Here is a 22842-nt window from a genome sequence, read left to right on the forward strand (position 1 = left end):
TCAGTCAACTACTCTCTTGAAGCAGAGTGTTGCGTTATGTCCGCCGAAACCAAGAGAATTTGAAAGGACAGCATTAACTTCCTGTTCGATATTTCCGTTTCCGCAGTAGTCGAGGTCGCAAGCCTCATCAGGGACCTTATATCCGACTGTAGCGTGGATAAGTCCCTCCTGTATGGTCTTTGCACAAACAACAGCTTCAACTGCTCCCGCAGCACCGAGAAGGTGTCCTATCATGGACTTTGTTGAGCTTATCTTTACGCGGTGTGCTTCTTCCTCGCCGAATGCGAGCTTGATAGCAGCTGTTTCATACTTATCGTTAAGACCTGTTGATGTGCCGTGTGCGTTTATGTAGTCAATGTCGGAAGGCTTCAGACCTGCTTCCTCCATAGCGAGCATCATGCCCTTTGCAGCAGCCTCACCTGTAGGCATAGGTGAAGTCATATGATATCCGTCGCAGGTCTCGCCGTAGCCTGCAAGCTCTGCGTATATCTTAGCTCCGCGAGCCTTTGCGTGTTCGTATTCCTCAAGAACTATAACGCCGCTGCCTTCGCCGAGAACGAAGCCGCTGCGCTCCTTGTCGAAAGGAATGGAAGCTCTTGTGAGGTCATCGCTCTTTGTGAGAGCCTTCATATTTGCAAAGCCGCCGAATGTGAATTCCTGTCTTGTGGACTCTGTACCGCCTGCCAGACAAGCGTCAAGATAGCCGTCCTTTATCTTACGGTAAGCTTCGCCGATACAATGTGTACCTGATGCACAGGCTGTTGTGATATCGAAGTTTGCCCCTCTGAAGCCTGTTTTCATCGAGATAGTTCCCGCAGCCATATTGCTTATCATCATCGGAATATAGAAAGCGGATATCCTGCTCGGTCCTTTTTCGAGGTACTTGCTGTACTCTGAGAGCGTAAGGTCAACGCCGCCGATTCCCGAACCAACGATAACACCTACTTTATAAGGGTCGATATCCTTGAAATTCGTACCTGAATCTGTAAGTGCTTCATGTGCTGCAACGACTGCATACTTTGTGAAGGTATCCATTCTTCTTGCTTCCTTCTTGTCAAAGCAGCCCTCAACGCCGAAATAGTCCTCTTCATTGAAATCGCGTACTATACCTGCGATCTTCACACCTATGCGGGACGGATCGAACATATCTATATAAGATATTCCCACTTTATTTGCCTTTATGCCTTCCCAGAACTTTTCTACGCCTGTTCCGAGAGGAGTAACAGCTCCGATTCCTGTGATAACAACTCTTCTGCTCATATTATTCCCTTTCCTCTTTGAATTATCAAAACTTCCGACAGGCACGATCACGGAATGATCTGTGTGCCATGCCGTGATAAATTACATTTCAAGTCCGCCTGATATCTCGATAACCTGTCCCGTAACATAAGATGCATTGTCCGAAACGAGGAACGATACTACAGAAGCTATCTCCTCAGGTTCGCCGTAGCGTCTGAGAGCTACTGCATTCAGCATTTTTGCCTTCAGCTCATCTGAAAGTCCGTCTGTCATCGGTGTGTGGATAAATCCCGGTGCAACAGCGTTGCAGGTGATGTTTCTTGAACCGAACTCCTTGGCAGTTGTCTTTGTCATACCGATGATAGCAGCCTTTGAAGCGGAGTAGTTCATCTGTCCCGGATTTCCGTAAAGTCCTGCAACAGAAGCAACATTTACTATTCTGCCGTGTCTCTGCTTCATCATCACAGATGTAACGTGCTTTGTCATATTGTATACGCTCTTCTGGTTTACTGCGATAACGATATCGTAGTCGTCCTCTGACATTCTTGCAAGGAGCTTATCCTTTGTGATGCCTGCGTTGTTTACGAGAACATCAATGCCGCCGAAGTCAGCCTTTACCTGCTTTACCATAGCCTCACACTGATCGAACTTTGAAACATCTGCTGCGATACATTCAGCCTTTACGCCGAAAGCGCGGCACTCCTCTGCTGCTGCGAGAGCCTTTTCCTTGTCTCCGTCACTTGGATAATGATTGATTATTACGTCAAAACCGTCCTTTGCGAGTCTCTTTGCGATGCAAGCGCCAATACCCTGTGAAGCGCCCGTGATGATTGCTGTAGCCATTTTTATACCTCCATTTTTCGTATTCGAACGTGATACATATATTCTAACACATCTTTCCGCAAAATGAAACGGGAAGATTGTCACTTTCTGTAGTTACAAATGTCACTTTTTTATTGACAGCAGTATTCAAATATCATGTCATATTCCCTCAAAGAGCCATAGTCGCCCAGCTTTACAGGTATATTCCCAACATACCTGTAGCCCTGAGCTGCCATATCATCTATCACCTGACGCGGACTTATCTTTCCGTTCTCGTCTTGGTAGTAATAGGTGCCGCCGATGCTGCTCCTGCTCCTTACATACTTATACTTCATAGCTTCAGCAGCTTTTCTGCGCCGTCGTTTATTTCCTTAACGATATCGGCACAAGTCTTTATATCGTTGACCATACCCGAAATAGCTCCACAGAGGAACGAACCGCTCTCAACATCACCGTCAACTACGGCTCTGCGGAGCGCACCTACTGTGAGCTGCTCGAATTCCTCGGGAGAGAGCGTTCCCTCTTTCTCGCCTGTTGCGAGCTTCTTTGCGAACTTTGTCTTGATATTTCTGCAAGGGTGACCTGTATAGCGGCCTGTTACGATATTATCTGTGTCCTTAGCCTTTATAACGAGATCCTTGAATGTTGGGTGTATCTGACATTCCTCGGAAGCAAGGAAGCGTGTACCGATCTGAACGCCCTCGGCTCCCAGCATGAAAGCTGCTGCCATACCTCTGCCGTCAGCGATACCGCCTGCTGCGATAACAGGTATCTCAACTGCGTCAACTACCTGCGGAACGAGACACATTGTAGTATTCTCGCCGATATGTCCGCCTGATTCAGTACCCTCTGCGATAACTGCGTCAGCACCTGACTTTTCCATTCTCTTTGCAAGGGCTACCGATGGAACTACGGGCATTACCTTGATGCCTGCCTCTTTCCATGCAGCCATATATTTTCCGGGGTTGCCCGCACCTGTTGTGATGACCTTTACTCCCTCATCAATACAGAGCTGTGCGAGATCGTCTGCATTCGGGCTCATCAGCATGATATTCACGCCAAAGGGCTTGTTTGTCTTTTCCTTGCAGAGTCTGATCTGCTCACGGAGATAGTCGATAGGAGCGTTTCCGCCTGCAATAAGACCGATACCGCCTGCGTTTGATACTGCTGAAGCGAGTGTGTGCTCGGCTACCCATGCCATACCGCCCTGGATTATAGGATATTCACAGCCGAGGAGTTCAGTAATGCGTGTTTTCATAATAGTTCTCCTTTTATAGTTTAGCTTTTAGCCCTTAGCCGTCAGCCTGTTGTATGCCTTACGGCAAACGGCTCTAAAAATCAGTATTCAAGTATTATTCCGCCGTAGGTAAGACCTGCTCCGAAGCCGATCAGAGCGATCTTCTGCCCGCGCTTGATGATGCCTTTTTCTATAGCTTCGTCAAGTGCGAGAGGGATAGATGCACTTGAGGTGTTTCCGTAATGATCGAGAGTAACTATGAACTTCTCCATAGGCACTCCGAGCTTCTTGGCAGCAGTCTCTATTATCCTTACATTTGCCTGATGAGGTATGAACCAGTCTATATCGTCTTTTGTTATGCCGACCTTGGAAGCTGCAAGCTCAAAGGACTTGGGCAGAGCCTGTACTGCGAACTTGTATACTTCCTTGCCGTTCTGCTGTAATTTATGAAGCGGAACATCAGGGAACGGGTCTTCAAAATCGCTTTCCACAGCCACTTCGGAGGCGACCTTCATAGCTCTTGACACAAGGTATCCCGCACCGCTGCCGTCTGCGCCGAGATGTGATGCGTAGAGCTTATCACTTTTTTCGATAACTGCCGCAGCAGCACCGTCGCCGAAAAGGATACATGAGGATCTGTCTTCAAAGTCAAGGAAGCGTGATAAAGCTTCGTTTGCGACTACAAGAACATACTTCAGCGAATCGTCTGTCATAAGGAAGCGATGCGCTGTATCTGCCGCATACACAAAGCCTGTGCAGGCTGCATTGAGGTCGAAGGCTGCTGCGTTCACAGCGCCTGTCTCGTTCTGGATAATGCAGGACAGACTGGGACAGTTGAAATCCGCTGTTGCCGAACATGATATCACAAGTCCTATCTCGGAAGGGTCGATGCCCGCAGCCTCGATAGCTTTCTTTGATGCCTGCGCCCCCATATACCACGTAGGCTCCCAACCAGCCATGCGGCGTTCTCTTATTCCTGTCCTTGAAGTTATCCACTCATCGTTAGTCTCAACGAAGCGTTTGAAGTCGTCATTATTCAGCTTCTGTTCTGGCACATATCTGCCCATTCCCAAAATGTTGATGCCCATTAATCAATATCTCCTTAAAAACATAAAAATTATGCAAATCAGGTTGTAAAAAGCATAATTTTATGTTATAGTAATAATATCGACTCTACAAATGCCGTGTATCGTCGATATACCGTGTGTGGGGAACTTTCCCCGCGGTCGGACATAATATCACACATAATATATTGTAAATCATTTTGAGTATTTTTGCAATGATATTTTAAAACTTTCGTTTGGTAAAGTCGAAATATCAGCACTTCTCACAAATTTGCAATATAACACTTAGGCGCTTTTGCCATTTTTTTGTATATAACACACAGAAAGGATGTTATTTATTATGACAATTTCACTATTTTCAGGACAGGGTTCGCAGTACGCAGGAATGGGCAAGGACATCGCTGAAGCTATGCCCGAACTCCTCTCCGTATACGAAACAGGTTCTGAGATCCTCGGAACAGACCTGAAAGAGATCTGCTTCAATGCACCGCTGGAGGAGCTTTCAAGGACTATCAACTCCCAGCCTGCGATCATGGCAACTTCTATCGTTTGCCTTAAAGCCGCACAGTCAAAGGGCTTTACCTTCGACGGCGTTGCAGGTCATTCCCTCGGTGAATACGCAGCTATGTACGCTTCGGGCATGATATCCCTCGAAGACGCTTTCCGCCTTATAAAGGCAAGAGCTGCTGCAATGGAGGAGGCTACAGCTTCCGCTAAGGGCGCAATGGCTGCCATAATGAAAATAGCTCCCGAGGAAGTTGAAAGAGTCTGCGGCGAAGCAAAGGAATACGTAACAGCCGTAAACTACAACTCCCCTGTTCAGACCGTTATCGCAGGAACTCCCGAAGGCATCGCAGAGGTCAGCGAGGTATTTGCGGAAATGAAGGCAAGAGTTATCCCGCTCAATGTCGCAGGCGCTTTCCATTCAAAGCTCATGCAGCCTGCTGCCGATAAGTTCTATGAGACTGCAAAGACCATTACATTCAAGGCTCCTCAGGTGAAGTACTACTCCAATCTCACAGGCGGCGAGCTCAATGACTTCTCGGATATGGCTTCAATGCTCGCAAAGCATATCGTTTCCCCTGTACGCTTCACTTCCGAGCTCGCTGCTATGCAGGAAGCAGGCGCTGACAGATTCTTTGAATTCGGTCCCGGAAAAACTCTCACAGGTCTCGTAAAAAAGACCCTTAAAGATATCACAGCTGTAAACGTTGAAAATATGGAAACACTTGAAGGAGCATTATCATGAACAAATTTGCACTCATCGGTCACCCGCTGGGACACTCCATGTCTCCGCTCATTCACGAAAAACTCTTCGCACTCAGCGGAATGAACGATTCTTCTTATGAACTCATCGACATCGAACCCGAAAAGATCGCGGACAGCCGCGATCTTCTCGAAAGTCTCCGCGGTCTGAACGTAACTATCCCCCACAAACAGGCTGTGATAAAGCTCGTTGACGAGCTGGGCGAAAGTGCCCTCCGCTATAACTCCGTCAACTGTATAAACAACGCAGGCGGCAAACTCGTTGGCTACAACACCGACTGCGACGGCTTCCTGCGCTCCGCAGAGCTGCTCCCTATCGGCGGAAACGTTGCTATACTCGGCTGCGGCGGTGTCGGAAGAATGATCGCCATTGAAACAGCTCTCCACGGCGGCAATATCACTCTCGCTGTTATACCTCAGGACTTCAAGAACGCTCAGCTCCTCATGGCTGAGATACTCGCAAAATGCAGTGCCGCCTGCGTAAGGATCGTGGATATATCCGATCTTGACGGCAGCTTCGACCTGCTCATAAATGCTACCCCTGTCGGTATGTATCCGAAGGTGAACGCTTGCGCTGTAAGCGACAAGGTCATCGAAAACTCAGCAAGTGTATTCGACGTTATATACAACCCCACCGAGACCCTTCTCATGAAAAAGGCTCGCGCTCTCGGAAAAACTGCTGTGGGCGGAGCTTCTATGCTGGTATATCAGGCTGTAAAGGCTCACGAGATATGGTACGGCGGAAAGTTCTCGGCAGAAGATATCTCAAAGATAATCACAGACGTTGAAAACGCTGTTGACAGCATGAACAAGTAATATGATACGCCCTGCCACCACAAAAGATGCTTCGCGTATCGCCGAGATCATAGTTACCAACTACCGCGTGAATTTCTACCCCTTTTTCCGCAATGACCCCTTCTATTTCGCGGAGCTCAACGTCCTCGACACGGCTGCGGAGTACCGCGAAGGCTCTGAGGCGCTGCAAAATACCTACGTTTTCGACGATAACGGCATCGTCAAAGGCATTATCCGCGTAAACGGCACCGAAGTGGTAAAACTCTATGTGGAGCCGCAGTTCCAGAGCTGCGGTATCGGCGCTGAACTTCTATGGTATGCTGTTGATAACCTCAGTGCGGACAACCTCTGGGCACTGGAGTACAATACCCGCGGTATAGCCTTTTATGAGCGCCACGGCTTTCAGCTCACAGGCGAGAAGATGATCGAGGACGAGTGGGTGCCGCTGGTAAAGCTCGAACGCAGAGCTTCGGTGTAAAAAATCAAGGTGATATACGAGGTGATATATTATGTGTGCACATGAATTCGGGATAATGCATAAAGCTCCGAAACCAAAAGATATATACGTTGAATATTCCCCCGATCAATACGACCTGATAGCCGTTGATGATGATTTCATACAAAATATCGTCGGTAAGCTCAGTATCCTCAAATGCTACTGGCATACTCTCGAACGCCCCGAATTAGGACTTGCATATTACGGTATCACCCTGATACCACCAGAATCACTCGAAGCTTTTATCGGGATCACTCTGAAATTCTCCGAGCTTTCCGAACTGACTGCCCTGCTTTCAGAGGCACAGCTCGAAAACAAATTCGTTATCCATTTCGGAATATGACATAAATCCACAGACAAGCATATCAATGATTTAAGGAGACTAATATGACTGTATTTTTATGCGGCTTTATGGGCTGCGGAAAATCTACTATAGGCAAGCTCGCGGCTAAGAAACTGGGCTGCGGCTTCTGCGACACGGACGACCTCATCGTCCGTACTCTTGAAATGACTATCCCCGAGATATTCGAGAAAAAGGGCGAGCCCTTCTTCCGTCAGACCGAGGCTGAGATAGTCAAGTCCCTCTGCGGCAAGACCACTGTTGCTGCCTGCGGCGGCGGAGCTATGCTCAACCCCGATACGGCAAAGGCTGCTAAGGACGCGGGTGCGGCTGTGATATTCCTCGATGTTCCTTTCGAGGTCTGCTACGACCGCATAAAGGACGATACCAACCGCCCTATCGTTGTGAACTCCACAAAAGAACAGCTTGAGGAGCTCTACAACTCCCGCAAGGACATTTACCTCAAACACTCCACCATCAGGATCGAATGTAACGGCAGCCCCGTTGAAAATGCGGAGCAGATAGCCGCTGCGCTCAGAAAGTGAGCGGATATGCTTATCTATAACGCTGAAATTCATACCATGGATCGCCTCGGTGTCATAAAGGACGGCTGGATAGATATCCAGAACGGCAAGATAAAGAATATCGGCAGCGGTTTTCTTCCTTATGATAACAAAAACAGCATCGACGCACAAGGCGGTATGCTTCTCCCCGGATTCATCGACGCTCATACTCACCTCGGCATAATCGAGAACGGGCTCGACTTCGAGGGCGACGACTGCAACGAGTCCACCGACCCGTTCACTCCGCAGATGAGAGCTATCGACGGCATCAATCCCTTCGACAGATGCTTCGAGGAAGCACGTATGCGCGGCATAACCGCTACGGCTTCAAGTCCCGGAAGCGCCAATGCCTGCGGCGGCGAGATAGCTGCCATAAAAACTTACGGCAGACGCATCGACGATATGCTTATCAGGAACTGCGGCATAAAATTCGCTCTCGGCGAGAACCCCAAAAATGTCTACAACGGCAGGGAGGAAACTCCCGTGACACGTATGGCGATAACCGCTCTTATCCGCGAGGGACTCCACAAGGCTCGCCGCTATACAAAGGATATGGACAGCTACTACTCCGACAGCGAGAACTACGATCCGCCTGAATACGATATCAAATGCGAGGCTCTCATGCCCCTGCTTGAACGCAAGGTAAAGGCTTTCTTCCACTGCCACCGCGCCGACGATATCTGCACTGCTATGCGCATAGCAAAGGAGTTCAGCCTTGATGCCGTTATCATTCACGGCACTGAAGGATACCTTATCGCCGATATCATCGCAGAAGAAAACATACCCGTGATATGCGGCCCTCTGATGTGCGACCGCTGCAAACCCGAAATGCGCGGACTTGAACTGAAAAATGCCTCTGTTCTCCACGACAGCGGCGTTAAGATCGCTATATGCACTGACCATACAGTCACTCCGATACAGTACCTCCCCCTTTCTGCTCAGGCTGCGGTAAAGGGCGGACTTAAATTCGATGATGCTGTAAAAACTCTTACCATCGCTCCTGCCGAGATACTCGGCATTGACGAGACTACAGGCTCTCTTACCGAGGGTAAGGATGCTGATATACAGCTCTACAGAAAGGGCGATAATCCCCTTGACCTTATGTCAGAACCTGTTCTCGTTATGATAAACGGCGAGATCTGCCGCAGGGAGGTCTGAATGAAAAGGCTGTTATTGACCGCAGCAGCTGCCGTGCTGATATTTTCAGCAGTTCCCCCGACGTACTCATACGCTGAAAACAACCCGGACAGCCTACAGCTCGTTTGCAAGGTCGAAAACAAACAGGTATGCATAACAGAATGCCGCAGCAGCAACATTGCAAAGCTTGTTATCCCCGAAAAATACGAAGGGCTGCCTGTTACCGCTATCGGCAAAAATGCATTTCTCGGCAATACAGGTATCACCTCCTGCGTTATCCCCGACAGCGTGAAGTCGATAGACGAATGGGCATTTGCCGCCTGTCCGAACCTTTCAAGCGTAAGTATCGGCAGTGGAGTTTCTATGATATCAGACTACGCATTTACCACCTGCCCCAAACTGACTTCTTTTGCCGTGAGCAAGGATAATCCCGACTATACCGCTGTAAACTCCTGCCTTTACAACAAGAGCGGCGATACTCTTATCGCCTATGCCGGAGACAGCAACGCTTCTGTCAGTGATAATACAAAAACTATCGGCAGAGCCGCTTTTTTCGGAAGAGAGAATATCGTTTCAGTATCACTGCCCGACGGTCTGACAGCTATTGGCGACACTGCTTTTTCAGGCTGCCTTTCCCTTAAAACAGCGGATATCCCCGACAGCGTGAAAAAGCTCGGCTCAGGCTGCTTTATGAGCTGCACCTCTCTCCAGAGCGTAAAACTCGGAAAGTCCCTGACTGCTATCCCCAAAAACAGCTTCCATTCCTGCTCGTCACTCACGACCGTCAATTTCTCCGACTCGGTAAATGCCGTCGAGAATGATGCTTTTTTCAGCTGTTCGGCTCTGAGCGGTATATTTATCCCGCCCACTGTAAAAACTATCGGCAGCGATGCCTTTGGTAAAAGATACGATATACGCGGCGATTCGACCGTTAATATCACCGACTTCATTATCATAGGCGAAGCAGGTTCGGCTGCCGAGGAATATGCGGGAACTCAGGGTATAACCTTTACTATACCCAGCTTTTCAAGGGGAGATGTCAACGGCGACAGACACGTTGACGCTGTGGACGCTTCCGCCGTGCTGAAAGAGTACGCCCTTCGTTCCGCAGGCAAAAAAAGTGAATTCACCGATGTGCAGTCCGCAGCTGCCGACTGGAACGGCGACAAAAAGCTGGATTCTGTTGATGCTTCTGCAATTCTTGCAGCATACGTAAAACAGCAAACACTTTACCGCTGAGGTACTTTAATATAACAAATTGCTTTTTTTGCCAAAACCCGACCTTTTTTGACCAAAAAATTTCTATATTCACCTATCAGCCCAAACTATTGACATAAGGCGCGAAAAATAGTATCATTAAAGTTAATATTAATTGCAAGGAGGAATATAATTATGCTGACCGACATGAACAGCAAATTTCAGAAGGAAGGTCTTACCTTCGATGATGTACTGCTTATTCCGGCTAAATCAGATGTTACCCCCAATATGATCCAGCTCGGTACTCAGCTCACTAAAACAGTACACCTCAACACCCCTATCATGACCGCTGCAATGGATACTGTCACAGATTCACGTATGGCTATCGCTATCGCCCGTGAAGGCGGTATCGGTATCATTCACAAGAATATGACTATCGAACAGCAGGCTGACGAGGTCGACAAAGTAAAAAGAAGTGAAAATGGTGTTATCGTTAACCCGTTCTCACTCACCGAGGATCACATCGTTGCCGATGCTGACGAACTCATGGGCAAATACAAGATCTCAGGTGTTCCGATCGTTGACGGAAACGGCAAGCTCGTTGGTATCATCACCAACAGAGATATGCGCTTCCTTACAGACTTCAACGCTAAGATCTCAGAAGTTATGACAAAGGACAACCTTATCACTGCTCCTGTTGGTACTACTCTTGCACAGGCTCAGGATATCCTCCGTGCTCACAAGATCGAAAAGCTCCCTATCGTTGACGAAGCAGGTATTCTCAAGGGTCTTATCACTATCAAGGACATCGAAAAGTCCGTTCAGTACCCGAATTCCGCTCGTGACAGCAAGGGCAGACTTCTCTGCGGCGCTGCTATCGGCGTGACCGCTAACGTTCTCGAAAGAGCTAAGGCTCTTATCGACGCTCAGGCTGACGTTCTCGTTCTCGATTCAGCTCACGGTCACAGCGCTAACATCATCAAATGTCTCAAAATGGTCAAGGAAGCATACCCTGATATCCCTGTTATCGCAGGTAATATTGCTACTGCCGAGGCTGCTGAAGACCTCATCGCAGCAGGTGCTGACTGCCTCAAGGTCGGTATCGGACCAGGTTCCATTTGTACTACCCGTGTAGTTGCAGGTATCGGCGTTCCTCAGATCACCGCTGTTTATGACGTTGCCTGCGTTGCTCAGAAGTACGGTATCCCTGTTATCGCTGACGGCGGTATCAAGTACTCAGGCGACATCGTTAAGGCTCTCGCAGCAGGAGCTAATGTTGTAATGCTCGGCTCTCTCCTTGCAGGCTGCGCAGAAGCTCCCGGCGAGACTGAGATCTATCAGGGTCGTCAGTTCAAGGTATACCGCGGTATGGGAAGCCTTGGAGCTATGGCTAACGGCTCTAAGGACAGATACTTCCAGGAAGGCGCTAAGAAGCTCGTTCCTGAGGGCGTTGAAGGTCGTGTTCCTTTCAAGGGTGCTGTTGCTGATACTATCTTCCAGCTCGTTGGCGGTATCCGTTCAGGTATGGGATACTGCGGCTGTGCTGATATTCCCACACTCCACGAAAAGGCTAAGTTCATCCGCATCACAGGCGCAGGACTTAAAGAGAGCCACCCTCATGATATCTATATCACTAAGGAAGCTCCTAACTATTCAACACAGATATAACATTAACGGCGGACTTTATGTCCGCCTTTTTGCTTGTCAAAAACCTGAAAATCAATAGTTAACTTGCGGGCGACGGAATGTCGTCTCTACTTTTTTACAGGTATGATGTATATAACAAAAGATCCCGAAGAATTTCTCTTTGGGATCCTTTCATTTTATTCTTCATTATCGTCGGGATAAAGTCCCTGATGTTCGTTGCGGTATTTGGCTTCCGCCTTTTCATAGTCGGATATATGATTTATCCGATACTTATTCAGGGCATCTTTCGTCACCATGAGATATACCCAGAAGTGCCATGTGAACAGCACAAAGAGCAGTACCCCTACCAAAGTAAGAAGTACCCCGAACACTAAACATAAAAATACATTGATCCACTCGGCTGTGATGAATACTATCCTGTAAAAACTGCAAAGCAGCAGCAAAACCAGCACTGCTGTACATACACCGAGTATCGGCAGACATTTCGATAAAGGCGTTAATTCATACCTTATCTCATCGCTCTGCGGCATGAATTGCAGAAATATCCATATTACCAGCACATACTGTGCGCTCAGGAACGTGCTCATTATCTGCCGTACCTTGAACTCCTTGCGCTCGTATTCGTTCATATCATTCACCGCTTCCGTTTACGGTACAATATCCCGCCATTTTCACGATCTGCTGACCTTTATCGCTGACTATGAAGTCCTTCAGCTTCATAAGCTCGCTGTCGTCGCCCTTTACTGTGACAACGTAATAAGCCGTCGAAAACGGATAGCTCTTATCGCGCAGATTCTCGTTATCAGGCGATATACCGTCTATTTTAAGCACCTTTATATTGTCGTTTTTGTAGAGATTGTTAATATAATAATAGTAGGTGTACCCGAGACTGTTCTCACGGTTCTCGTACTCCGCGACCATTTCAATAAGCTCACCCATGCCCTTTCTTATGCAGTATCCCTCTTTCGGCTCCATAAGGGTCGTATCCTTCATGACGAGCTGCTCCATAGCGGTCTGGCTGCCTGAATTCGCCTCGCGCTGATATGGGATTATCTCGCTGTCATTGCCGCCGACTTCCTTCCAGTTGGTTATCTTGCCGCTGTAGATGTCCTTTATCTGCTGCACGGTAAGGCTGTCCACGGGATTGTCCTTGTGGGTGATGAACACGAAGCCGTCAAGCGCTACGGGAGTAACTTCGTACTCGATATTACAATCAGCCGCTTCTTTTATCTCGTCAACCGAAGGCTCGGTGGCGAAAATCAGATTTTTCTGCTTATATGAATTATCCTTATACCTTAGCTCCCTTTGCCTCGCCGTCATCATGAGATTATAATAAGCATAGCCTGTGGTATTGTGGTCTATATATTTTCCTATATCATCGTCGGAAGCTCCGCAGCACTGCCTTGCGAGCTCCGCAGTTATGGGGATAGTTGCTGTCGAACCGTCGATAAGGCTGAAATTCTCCTTATTCAGCGTAAAACCGCCGAGATCGAGCTTCTCCCAGTTGTCGGGTCTTGTAAGCATAACGTTGATATTGGCGGTCTTGTCGGGCTCTATCTTGTGGTGTCCGTTATATGCTGAGATAATTTTTACTACTGCCGCTGAGATAATGACCGCTCCGATGCCTATGACGCTGAGTGGTAGTATTCTGAAAAGTTTTGTTTTGTCTTTTGTCATATGAGCCTCCAATGAAGTTTTTTCAAACAAATTATAGCATAACAGTTCGGAGAAATCAATAACAAAAAACGTTTCTTAAACAATATGTAAAAACATTGTAATAAAAAAGGACGGCATCTGCCGTCCTTGAATGCATATTTATGAAATGATGTAAGGTTTTCCGTCAATGGTATAAACAGCTACATCAACGTAATCGCCAAGTCTCATCTGCAATGAGTAAACGCCGGTGTCATCGGGCTTGCTGTACGTACAGTTTACCATGAACAGCTTCTTGTCTGTTACCTTTGCGTGAGGTATCGCCTTTTCAACGAGAGAATCATAGAACTCAAAATCCGATGCTTTTTCATCTGCTTTGAGTATTCCGTCAACAAGTGTGAACGTAAAGGTGAAGTCGGATTCCGCGTACCCCTTTATAATATCATACTCCTTATTGAGGAAGTCCTGTGCAGTTGTACCTGCCTCGTCCAGTCTGTATTTCAGAAGATCGGGGTGTACTGCCTTTTCAAGGTAGGAAGGGTCTTTCGATGAGAGCGACCAGAAGTAATTGACTACCTGCTTTGCTTCTTCATCTGTCATATATCGCGGATCGAACTCCACAGACATCGGCAGATCTTTTTCTTCTTCAACTTTCAGCTGCTTATACTCTGCACCGTAAGGCATATCCTCCTCTTTGACATTTGCATCTTCCGGAAGATCGCCGCCTGCAAGGTTGGCAGAACTTTTTGCTTTTGCGTCCTTTTCAGCGTCATTGTCGTTGCACGAAACTACAGATAACGTCATCACTGCCGCAGCAAGTATCGCCGCTGTTCTTGTAAATATCTTATTCATTTGCTCAGCCTCCTCAGCCGAATGTGTAGTATTTTCCGTCTTTAACGGCAAAAATTATCTCATAGCCGCTGACCAGCATGGACTCCTTGCCGTTTGAATCCTCGCCCATGACGTAGAAACAAGTGTCGATAAGGTCATCGCTGTCAGCCTTTACGCTATCCGAATAGCCGCTTCCGAAAATGTCATCAAGGGTACTGAGGTATGAATCCACATTATCCTTGCCTTCCTCGTGCTGTTCAGCGGGTTCGAGCTTTATGCGAGTAACCTTATAGTCGCCCTTCATCTGCCCTGCCAGTCCTGAACACTGCTTTGAGAATGATGTTTTGAGATCGTAGTCATACTCCTTGCTCAGGAACTTCTCCATTTCCTCTATATAGCTCGGGAAAATGCAGCTTGTATAGGTAGTATAATCAGCTGCGGAAAAAGACGTGAAGTACTTTTCAAGAGTGAGCACGAGCTCTGTGGGATATTCATTCTCGTCGTAGTAGAGCTTTACTCCGCCGTCACTGATACGGTAGTTTCCAAGCTCTGCCTCCTCAGAATCTGCTTCGGGCTCAGTTATTTCGCCGACCGAACCCAGCTCGGACTGCTTTTCAGCTACAGGAGCATCCTTTATCATCTCTTTTACCTTATTCTGGTAATCTTCTTCTTTAAAGTTATCGCCTGAAAGCTCTTCGCCGCCGATAACAGGAGCAGAAGCCTCTGCCGCACTGCTGCCTGCCGAACCCTTATCAGAAGTCTTTTTATCGTTCTTTTTTTCACAGCCTGCAAAGCACCCTATGCAGACCGCTGCCATGACAAATGCTGTCAGCTTTTGTATCCTCATAGCTTTTCCCTCACGTTATATCATAATCAATATACAGAATATTTGCCCATTGCGCCGGCCCACTCCGCTGCCGCAGAGCCCTCGGGCGCATATACCGTAAGATCAGGGAGACTTTCAAGCCCCCAGTTCTCATATTTCAGCTCGGGGCTGAGCACTGTAAGAGACTTCAACCCTGTACAGTAGACAAAAGTACCCTCCTGTATTCTCTGAACTCCCGCAGGAACGGTGAGCTCGGTGATGCTTGTGCAGCCTGCAAACGCGCCTTCCTCTATAAGGGTAAGGCTGCTCGGAAGATTTATCTGAGCAAGAGCGGTACAGCTGCTGAAAGCACCCTCGCTGATGGTCATAACGCTTTCGGGAAGCGTTACAGATGTTACATTGCTGTTTGCTTCAAAGGCGTAGAATCCTATCTCATTGACAGGAACACCGTCGATTTCCGCAGGTATCTCCACATTGCTGTCCTTACCTGTATACTTTGTTATCGTAACGCCATTGTTGTATATCTCATAATCGAAGTTCTCGGCTGAGATGATATTTCTCTCTCTGACAGTTGCGAGAGGCACGTAGGTATTGTCCTCGATATGCTCCTCCTCTGTCACTTCTTCAGAAGTTGCTGCTGCCGAGGTTTCTTCGGCTGTTTTGCTGTCGCCGACTGTTTTCTTTCCGCAGCCTGCAAACATGACTGATGAAGCGGCAATAAGAGAAAAAATGATATGTTTTTTCATATGATATCTCCGAAACCTGCAAATTACATGGTTTACAGGTGTTGATTTGATGAAAATTATACTTACTTCTTGCTTCTGTCCTTAGCTCTCTGGCTGTTGCTGAGAGTTCTCTTTCTGATACGGAGCGACTCCGGAGTTACTTCAAGAAGCTCGTCGTCAGCAAGGAACTCAAGGCAGTCCTCAAGGCTGAGTATTCTTGGCGGAACAAGTCTGAGCGCGTCATCGCTTCCGCTTGCACGGGTATTTGTAAGGTGCTTCTTCTTGCAGACATTTACAACGAGGTCTTCTGTCTTTGGTGAAGCTCCTACGATCATGCCTTCATATACAGGAGTACCTGCGCCGATGAAGAGCTGTCCGCGCTCCTGAGCGTTGTAAAGACCGTATGTTACAGCCTCTCCTGTCTCGAATGAAACGAGAGAGCCTGTGTTCCTGCGCTCGATATCGCCCTTGTATGGCTGATAGCCGTCGAATACGTGGCTCATGATGCCCTCGCCCTTTGTATCTGTGAGGAACTCGCTCTTATAGCCGAAAAGTCCTCTTGCAGGGATAAGGAACTCGATACGCATACGGCTGCCCTGCGGGTGCATATCGACCATATCGCCCTTACGTGTACCGATCTTCTCCATTACAGAGCCGACGCAGTCCTCGGGAACGTCGATAACAAGGCGCTCGATAGGTTCGAGCTTTCTGCCGTTCTCGTCTTCCTTGAAGAGTACGCGGGGAGTTGATACGCCAAGCTCATAACCCTCACGGCGCATATTCTCGATGAGGATAGAAAGGTGCATTTCGCCTCTGCCTGCTACACGGAACGAATCCGTGGATTCTGTCTCTGTTACGCGGAGAGATACGTCTTTGAGGAGCTCCTTGAAAAGTCTCTCGCGGAGCTGACGTGACGTAACGAACTTGCCCTCACGGCCTGCGAAGGGGCTGTCGTTTACGGAGAATGTCATCTCGACTGTAGGCTCGCTTATCTTAACGAACGGGAGCGGATCAGGTGTGTCGGTAGCACATATCGTATCGCCGATAGTGATATTCTCGATACCCGATATCCAAACGATATCGCCCATCTGAGCTTCCTGAACAGGTACGCGGTTGAGTCCCTGTATCTGGAGAAGCGATACTATCTTAGCGTTGTAGTTCTTCTTTGAGCCTGTATAATCACAGACAGTTACCTGCTGGTTGACAGCGATCTTGCCTCTGACGATACGACCGATACCGATACGTCCAACGTACTCGTTGTAGTCGATAGAGGATATGAGCATCTGGAGCGGGTCGTTCTCCTCGCCCTTAGGAGGCTCGATGTAGTTTATGATAGTGTCGAAAAGAGGCTTCAGGTCTGTACCTGTCTCGTACTGGCTGAGTGAAGCTGTACCGCTTCTGCCTGAGCAGAAGAGGATAGGGCTTTCGAGCTGTTCATCGTTTGCGTCGAGTTCAAGGAGAAGTTCAAGAACTTCATCGCCGATCTCGTCAAGACGTGCATCGGGACGGTCGATCTTGTTTACGACAACAATGATCTTGTGACCCATTTCGAGTGCCTTTGAGAGCACGAAACGTGTCTGAGGCATAGGGCCTTCAGCTGCGTCAACGAGCAGGAGAACGCCGTCTACCATTTCGAGAACACGCTCAACCTCGCCGCCGAAGTCAGCATGGCCGGGGGTGTCGATAATATTGATCTTTGTACCGTTGTACATTACCGAGGTATTCTTTGCAAGGATCGTGATACCTCTTTCTCTCTCGATGTCGTTTGAGTCCATTACACGCTCGGCAACTGCCTGATTCTCACGGAAAACGCCGCCCTGTTTGAGCATCTCGTCAACGAGAGTTGTCTTACCGTGGTCAACGTGCGCGATAATGGCGATGTTTCTCAGATCTTCTCTTATCATATTTTCTTTCCTCCAAGTGTTTTTGGCTTTTGACTTTATATGTATGTATACGGCTTAGCCGTTTTTTATCTAAGGTATTCAAGGCGCGAACGCAGCTCTGTCATGTTTGTGAATGTCCGCGGTATGCTAATTGTCTTTGTGCGGGTCGGGAAAAAGCTTCCTGCCTTGTTCACAGCTGTGAGCTGTACCTTCACCTTCACGAATTCCTTTCCCTCTTTTACGTCGAAAACCTTTTCGATGATGCTGCCGCAGACCTCTGCAACGTTTCTGTTGCAGACAAACTCGTCAACGTAAGAAGTTGTGGGGAGCATCTTCATATTGTTCATTCTGCGCTTTTTCGCTGCATAACCGCCGAAAGCAATGGTCATCTTACCGAAAAGGCTGCTGTTATCGCAGGCTCTCGGGATATCTATACAGTATAACTCGTCGTCGATCACGTAGGCGTAAAAATAGTTTCGGTTCAGAAAAGATTTCCTGTAGCCGAGCACCAGTATCACTGCAACAAGTAAGAACACGAGCCATATCAGACCAAACGATGCTCCTGACATTGCCATAAATGCAACGGCGATAAGTCCGAAGAACGTTGCCAGTACAGCAAGAACTCCTCCCAATGCAATAGGTCCGTCAACTTTTTTCTTGTATGTATTGCTGAGATTGTCTGCATCATCTATCCTGCATATAGTCATAATTATTTCTCCTCAAAATTTACTTTAAGCTTGTCACGAAGAAGCTGCCTGAGCTGCTCGGGCGAGCCCTCGTCGAACTCATTTTCATTGAATGCCACGGTATATTTATCGAATTTTATAATGAACCAGCCGTTTATATGTATTGCCTGTCTGTAGGTCCTGTAGGCATACTTTGAGTGCACCTTCAGTCCTTTGCCTGTTTCTGTGACCTCGCTGAAACGTTCATCAAAGGAATACACCTTTTCAGCGCCGTACTCCTGCTCTTTTCTGAAACGTTTTTTAGGAGCGTGTCTTATCCTGAGGTAGTCCGTAACAGCCTTCAGCAGCAAAAGGATGCCGAAGATCAGGTTGAAGAGATTGCCCACATGGTTGACATAGGATACAACGCAGAAAATGATGGCTACTACACAGAAAACACCCACAAAAGCGATGCGTCTGAGAGTTCTCAGAGCATTTTTTCCAAACAGCCAGATCATTTTTTCTCTTTCAAGAGAAGGTGTGACTTTAACGCTTATCATATCCATCTCTCCCTCGTTTTGTAGTTCTTGCCGAGCTTACTGATAAGCAGCTTCTTGACTTCTTCAGCAGTACCCTCGGTGAGGTCGTTCCCGCAGAAAAGGATCTGTTCGTCATTGGCTATACTGAGTATAAAATAGCCCATGAACTCACGCGCCTCGGATATTTTTGAAAAATCATAGACCGCATTCTTTTTGAAGTAATCGGAATCTATCTTTATACTGATATCCTTATCGCTTATTTTTATCTCGTAATTGGCATTGGGGTAGTGTTCGGAGTACTTTTTGTACTGCTTGTTCGGATTCAGTGCCAAAAGTCTGCCGACGCTCACAAGGAATATCACGAAGAAAAGAACGATAAACATTATGTACTCAACGTATGTCTTGTTGTTGGTCAGAGCGCTCATGAGCGAGAGAGTCGCAAATCCTGCATACATAAGTGCGCTGAAAATGACCAGAAAACGTGTTGCTCTGTAGCGCAAAGTATTTCTGATATACGTGGCATGTGCTCTCAAATTATAATTAACATTTGCCTTTATCATAAGATCCCCCTACAATCTTTATACTTTTGTGAACAAATCAGCCGCGTTTCCGTGCAAATTCTCTTTTTCCTCGGACATAAAAAAGCCCTTGCAGAGAATTTGCAAGGTCGTTTGGTGCGTAGTTTAACAAAAACAGCCCCGAAAAATTTTCGGGGCGTTTCTGGTGGGAGAGGATGGATTCGGACCATCGAAGCTGAAAAGCAACAGATTTACAGTCTGCCCCCTTTGGCCACTCGGGAACTCTCCCATTTCTAAATTTTGTTCACCTAAAGCATTAAGGCAAAATAATGGAGCTGGTGGACGGACTCGAACCCCCGACCTGCTGATTACAAATCAGCTGCTCTACCAACTGAGCTACACCAGCGTTTAATGCTTAATTATTATATCACACTTTTTTGCGTTTGTCAAGTACTTTTTTCAAAGTTTTTTGATTTTTTTCAAAAGAACTTTGGTCGAGGCGACAGGACTCGAACCTGCGGCATCTTGCTCCCAAAGCAAGCACTCTACCAAACTGAGTTACGCCTCGGATAAGGTTGTTTCGCTGTGTCCTTGATAAACAGCTTTTATATTATACCAGTCAGACCGCCGTTTGTCAATAGCTCATTTCACACTTTGTATACTTGTACAATTTCGTCCACCTTTTTTTAACATACGTGTTCTAAAGATACAAAAAGAGGAGCTTTGCGCTCCTCTTGCACATCATTAGTCTTCGTTTTCCTCAACTGTTTCTTCTGCTGTGTCGCCTGCAGCCTCTTCAGCCTCAGCTTCAGCTTCCTTTGCAGTGTCATCACTGATCTCGAAGTCGATGCTCTCGTCTGTATCAAAGTTGTCGAAATCATCGTAATCATCATCATCATAATCTGAACCTGCACTCTTGTCCTTGAGAGCCTGAGCAGCAACATATCCAACAGCAGCAGCTGCACTTGCAGCTAAAACAGCAACTAAAAACTTATTCATATTATTTTTCCTCTTTTCTCCGCAAGAATTAGTACTTACCGAACCGCTTGCGATCGGATTACGATAATCTTTTATATATTATAACATACTTTTTCTCCGATTTCAACTATTTACATATTATTTGTTAAAAACATCAAAATTGAGAGTGCCGTTATTGGTGCAGTTTCACAACGCAGTATCCGCTTTCCCAGCCACACCTGCACAGCTCCAGCTTCCACAGCAGCATCTGCCTCTGCCTTGTCGAAGCCGCCCTCGCTGCCTACGACCAGTCCAACGGTCTTAACGCCGTCAAAATCCACCTTGCCGAAGGATATTCCGCCCTCCTCCTCATACAGCAGAACTGTGCGGTCAAGCTCCTTCATCATCTCGACAGCTCTGCCCAGACTGACTATGGGCGTGACCTCGGGGATAATGCCTCTCCCCGACTGCTTTGCAGCCTGCTCAGCTATCTTATTAAGGCGCGGCAGCTTCTTTTTCTCGAAGTCCTTCTCGTCAGGTCGGGACACACAGCGCCTCGTGAGCACGGGAACTATCCTCGTTACGCCCAGCTCCACGCTTTTCTGGATAATGTACTCCAGCTTGTCCAGTTTAGGTACTGCCTGAAAGAGCGTTACCTCCACGCTGGGTTCAGCCGCACATCTGTGCTTCTCTACAAGGTCAAGGTACACCGTATCGGCTGTTATCCTGCCGATAGTGCAGCAATAGTCCACGCCGTCGCAGCACACAGTGACCTCCTCGCCGACCCTCATGCGCAGCGAACGTCCTATATGGTTGGCATCATCGCCCGTGAGGACTATGTTATTCTCGTCTATCTCATTGGTAAAAAATCTCGGCATGATCTCCGACGCTCCTTTATATATAGTAACTGCTCTGCTATGATTTTAACATATCCCGTCGGGTTAGTCAAGCAGCACCATTGCTCTCCCAATAAAAAACCCCCGTCACTGCCGACAGGGGATCGTTCAATCTTTGTATTCGGATTTTATCTTCAGGTATTCTTCAAGGCACTGATTGTTTTTGTACATCTTCGTTGCGACCTCTGAGCCCACATATCTTATATGCCACGGTTCGTACTTATAGCCTGTGTACGCTTCCTTGCCGTATGGATAACGTATTATAAAGCCGTACTCATGAGCGTGTTCCGCAAGCCATGCAGCTTCGGGAGTTGCACCGAAAGCATCGTCGATAGTATTCACATCAATGACAAGTCCTGTCTGATGCTCAGAATATCCCGGACGCGCAGAATAGGTATCTGCCAGCTCCTTGCCGTCCTCTTTTACGTAATTGGCATAAATAATCTCCTGATCGTGATATGAACGATACCCCGAACCGAGCCATATGTTCAGATTCTCCTTTGCTGCGGCATTTGTAAGTGCCTGAAACTGCGTATAGCATATGGTCTCAAGACCCGGATCAAAGTCCGCAGGCAGGCTGTAGGACTTGTTCGCCACAAGGATACCGTCTATATAAGTAAGCCCCTCTGTATCATCATGAACAGGGGGCGCAGGAGCCTCAGCCGTATTCGACTGAGGCGTTAAAGTTCCGTTTGTTGAATCGTCACCGCGTACAGTGACCTTTATCATTACTTCCTGATCCGGATCGGCAGCCGATCTGAGCGTTATGTAGCACACGCCGGGTTTCACGCCTGTGATATGACCGTATTCATCAACTGTAGCGATGCTCTTATCGCCTGATGACCAGCGCTCATCAGCTTCTGTAGTTCCGTCGGGGTAAGCCTGTACCATAGGAGTATCGGTTTCACCTACACTGATGTATACCGACTGCTTGTCGAGCTTGAAATCGCTCTTGTTTACAGGATCCGCAGGAGTTGTCGTAGTCGTTGTTGTAGTAGTTATAGCAGGTTCGGTAGTCGTTGTGATCCTTGTCAACGTAGTAGTTGCCGCTGCTTTTTTGCCGCCGTCGCCGCTCTTGGAGTTCTTTGAACAAGCATTTGCCACCAAGATAACAAACATGAGCACGAGCAATGCGATTATGAACAGTGCTGTAAGCTGTCGTCTTCTCAGTGTCTTTCGGGATACTCTTTTGCGGGGACGATGTGAACCGTAATTATTGTTGTCCATATTTATAAATCCCTTTCTCAATATATTAGGGCGGTCAGTTTTTCCTGCCGACATAAACACCTTGTTTCTATTATATCACAGGTATATTGAATTGTCACGCTATTTTAACACAATTCTGTAAATTTTTAACAACCTGACATATAATACTCCTCATTTTTGGCGTTTTTTAACAAAGGATATTTCCTGCATACAGCGCGTTTACGCTGTAAACTTTCATTTTTCCGCCTTGACATCATCTCGCCGAACGAGTATAATTAGTGAGTAGCGATCCCGCTAAGGTCTGACCGCAGAGTCCTGCACGTCCAAAAAAACATAGTAC

25 protein-coding genes and 3 tRNA genes are annotated in these 22842 nt (G+C 47.4%); 8 read left to right on the forward strand and 20 right to left on the reverse strand.

What is annotated here, in order from left to right:
• The 5 genes from fabF to K6G33_RS01910 all read right to left on the reverse strand — a co-directional run bounded on the left by fabF (position 1) and on the right by K6G33_RS01910 (position 4386).
• On the reverse strand, positions 1–1260 hold the full coding sequence (gene fabF / locus K6G33_RS01890; protein WP_296775623.1) for a beta-ketoacyl-ACP synthase II: 1260 nt from the start codon (positions 1258–1260) through the stop codon (positions 1–3).
• A gap of 81 nt (positions 1261–1341) precedes the next feature.
• Complete coding sequence (gene fabG / locus K6G33_RS01895) at positions 1342–2082, reverse strand: 3-oxoacyl-[acyl-carrier-protein] reductase (RefSeq protein ID WP_296775625.1); 741 nt, start codon at positions 2080–2082, stop codon at positions 1342–1344.
• A 110-nt stretch (positions 2083–2192) separates the two neighbouring features.
• The gene (locus K6G33_RS01900; protein WP_296775627.1) at positions 2193–2396 is read right to left on the reverse strand and encodes a DUF4177 domain-containing protein; all 204 of its coding nucleotides are present in this window, start codon (positions 2394–2396) and stop codon (positions 2193–2195) included.
• A complete protein-coding gene (gene fabK, locus K6G33_RS01905; protein ID WP_296775630.1) occupies positions 2393–3319 on the reverse strand; it encodes an enoyl-[acyl-carrier-protein] reductase FabK in 927 nt (308 codons plus the stop codon). Before fabK ends, K6G33_RS01900 begins: the two co-directional genes overlap by 4 nt.
• Positions 3320–3399: 80 nt before the next feature.
• Positions 3400–4386, reverse strand: coding sequence for a beta-ketoacyl-ACP synthase III (locus K6G33_RS01910; RefSeq protein WP_296775631.1), 987 nt, complete (start codon positions 4384–4386; stop codon positions 3400–3402).
• 316 nt (positions 4387–4702) lie between these two features.
• Between K6G33_RS01910 and fabD the strand changes: the two genes are divergently transcribed.
• The 8 genes from fabD (at position 4703) to guaB (ending at position 11824) form a co-directional block, all read left to right on the forward strand.
• A complete protein-coding gene (gene fabD / locus K6G33_RS01915) occupies positions 4703–5611 on the forward strand; it encodes an ACP S-malonyltransferase (protein ID WP_296775634.1) in 909 nt (302 codons plus the stop codon).
• Positions 5608–6444, forward strand: a complete 837-nt coding sequence (locus K6G33_RS01920) for a shikimate dehydrogenase (RefSeq protein ID WP_296775637.1) — start codon at positions 5608–5610, stop codon at positions 6442–6444. The genes fabD and K6G33_RS01920 overlap by 4 nt, the downstream gene beginning before the upstream one ends.
• 1 nt (position 6445) lies before the next feature.
• Positions 6446–6901, forward strand: a complete 456-nt coding sequence (locus K6G33_RS01925; protein WP_296775640.1) for a GNAT family N-acetyltransferase — start codon at positions 6446–6448, stop codon at positions 6899–6901.
• A 31-nt stretch (positions 6902–6932) separates the two neighbouring features.
• Positions 6933–7262 carry a hypothetical protein gene (locus K6G33_RS01930; protein ID WP_296775643.1) on the forward strand — a complete coding sequence of 110 codons (330 nt, stop codon included), beginning with the start codon at positions 6933–6935 and terminating at the stop codon, positions 7260–7262.
• A 44-nt stretch (positions 7263–7306) separates the two neighbouring features.
• Positions 7307–7804 (forward strand): shikimate kinase, encoded by a 498-nt coding sequence (locus K6G33_RS01935; RefSeq protein ID WP_296775646.1) that lies wholly within the window; start codon positions 7307–7309, stop codon positions 7802–7804.
• A 6-nt stretch (positions 7805–7810) separates the two neighbouring features.
• Positions 7811–8980, forward strand: a complete 1170-nt coding sequence (locus K6G33_RS01940; RefSeq protein ID WP_296775649.1) for an amidohydrolase — start codon at positions 7811–7813, stop codon at positions 8978–8980.
• Positions 8981–10198 (forward strand): leucine-rich repeat protein, encoded by a 1218-nt coding sequence (locus K6G33_RS01945; protein WP_296775652.1) that lies wholly within the window; start codon positions 8981–8983, stop codon positions 10196–10198.
• A 153-nt stretch (positions 10199–10351) separates the two neighbouring features.
• The gene (gene guaB / locus K6G33_RS01950) at positions 10352–11824 is read left to right on the forward strand and encodes an IMP dehydrogenase (protein WP_296775654.1); all 1473 of its coding nucleotides are present in this window, start codon (positions 10352–10354) and stop codon (positions 11822–11824) included.
• Between the two features lie 155 nt (positions 11825–11979).
• Here guaB and K6G33_RS01955 read toward each other — a convergent pair whose 3' ends face one another.
• The 15 genes from K6G33_RS01955 to K6G33_RS02025 all read right to left on the reverse strand — a co-directional run bounded on the left by K6G33_RS01955 (position 11980) and on the right by K6G33_RS02025 (position 22523).
• Complete coding sequence (locus tag K6G33_RS01955) at positions 11980–12432, reverse strand: hypothetical protein (RefSeq protein ID WP_296775656.1); 453 nt, start codon at positions 12430–12432, stop codon at positions 11980–11982.
• A 1-nt stretch (position 12433) separates the two neighbouring features.
• A complete protein-coding gene (locus K6G33_RS01960; RefSeq protein WP_296775657.1) occupies positions 12434–13480 on the reverse strand; it encodes a substrate-binding domain-containing protein in 1047 nt (348 codons plus the stop codon).
• A gap of 138 nt (positions 13481–13618) precedes the next feature.
• Positions 13619–14308, reverse strand: coding sequence for a hypothetical protein (locus tag K6G33_RS01965; protein WP_296775660.1), 690 nt, complete (start codon positions 14306–14308; stop codon positions 13619–13621).
• A 13-nt stretch (positions 14309–14321) separates the two neighbouring features.
• Positions 14322–15134 (reverse strand): hypothetical protein, encoded by an 813-nt coding sequence (locus tag K6G33_RS01970; protein ID WP_296775663.1) that lies wholly within the window; start codon positions 15132–15134, stop codon positions 14322–14324.
• 26 nt (positions 15135–15160) lie between these two features.
• Positions 15161–15859, reverse strand: a complete 699-nt coding sequence (locus K6G33_RS01975; RefSeq protein WP_296775665.1) for a leucine-rich repeat domain-containing protein — start codon at positions 15857–15859, stop codon at positions 15161–15163.
• Between the two features lie 62 nt (positions 15860–15921).
• Positions 15922–17742, reverse strand: coding sequence for a translational GTPase TypA (gene typA / locus K6G33_RS01980; protein WP_296775668.1), 1821 nt, complete (start codon positions 17740–17742; stop codon positions 15922–15924).
• A gap of 65 nt (positions 17743–17807) precedes the next feature.
• On the reverse strand, positions 17808–18428 hold the full coding sequence (locus K6G33_RS01985; protein ID WP_296775670.1) for a phage holin family protein: 621 nt from the start codon (positions 18426–18428) through the stop codon (positions 17808–17810).
• A gap of 2 nt (positions 18429–18430) precedes the next feature.
• Positions 18431–18946 carry a hypothetical protein gene (locus tag K6G33_RS01990; RefSeq protein ID WP_296775673.1) on the reverse strand — a complete coding sequence of 172 codons (516 nt, stop codon included), beginning with the start codon at positions 18944–18946 and terminating at the stop codon, positions 18431–18433.
• Positions 18943–19485 (reverse strand): hypothetical protein, encoded by a 543-nt coding sequence (locus K6G33_RS01995; RefSeq protein ID WP_296775675.1) that lies wholly within the window; start codon positions 19483–19485, stop codon positions 18943–18945. The genes K6G33_RS01990 and K6G33_RS01995 overlap by 4 nt, the downstream gene beginning before the upstream one ends.
• A 161-nt stretch (positions 19486–19646) precedes the next feature.
• A tRNA-Tyr gene (locus tag K6G33_RS02000) sits at positions 19647–19732 on the reverse strand.
• Between the two features lie 41 nt (positions 19733–19773).
• Positions 19774–19849, reverse strand: a tRNA-Thr gene (locus tag K6G33_RS02005).
• An 85-nt stretch (positions 19850–19934) separates the two neighbouring features.
• Positions 19935–20011: transfer RNA gene (locus tag K6G33_RS02010), tRNA-Pro, on the reverse strand.
• Between the two features lie 176 nt (positions 20012–20187).
• A complete protein-coding gene (locus tag K6G33_RS02015; protein ID WP_296775677.1) occupies positions 20188–20442 on the reverse strand; it encodes a YtxH domain-containing protein in 255 nt (84 codons plus the stop codon).
• A gap of 110 nt (positions 20443–20552) precedes the next feature.
• Positions 20553–21278, reverse strand: coding sequence for a 16S rRNA (uracil(1498)-N(3))-methyltransferase (locus K6G33_RS02020; RefSeq protein ID WP_296775679.1), 726 nt, complete (start codon positions 21276–21278; stop codon positions 20553–20555).
• A 126-nt stretch (positions 21279–21404) separates the two neighbouring features.
• Positions 21405–22523, reverse strand: coding sequence for a D-alanyl-D-alanine carboxypeptidase family protein (locus K6G33_RS02025; protein WP_296775682.1), 1119 nt, complete (start codon positions 22521–22523; stop codon positions 21405–21407).
• Positions 22524–22842: the final 319 nt, after the last annotated feature.

This window comes from Ruminococcus sp. (assembly GCF_024691275.1).
GTDB lineage: Bacteria > Bacillota > Clostridia > Oscillospirales > Ruminococcaceae > Ruminococcus.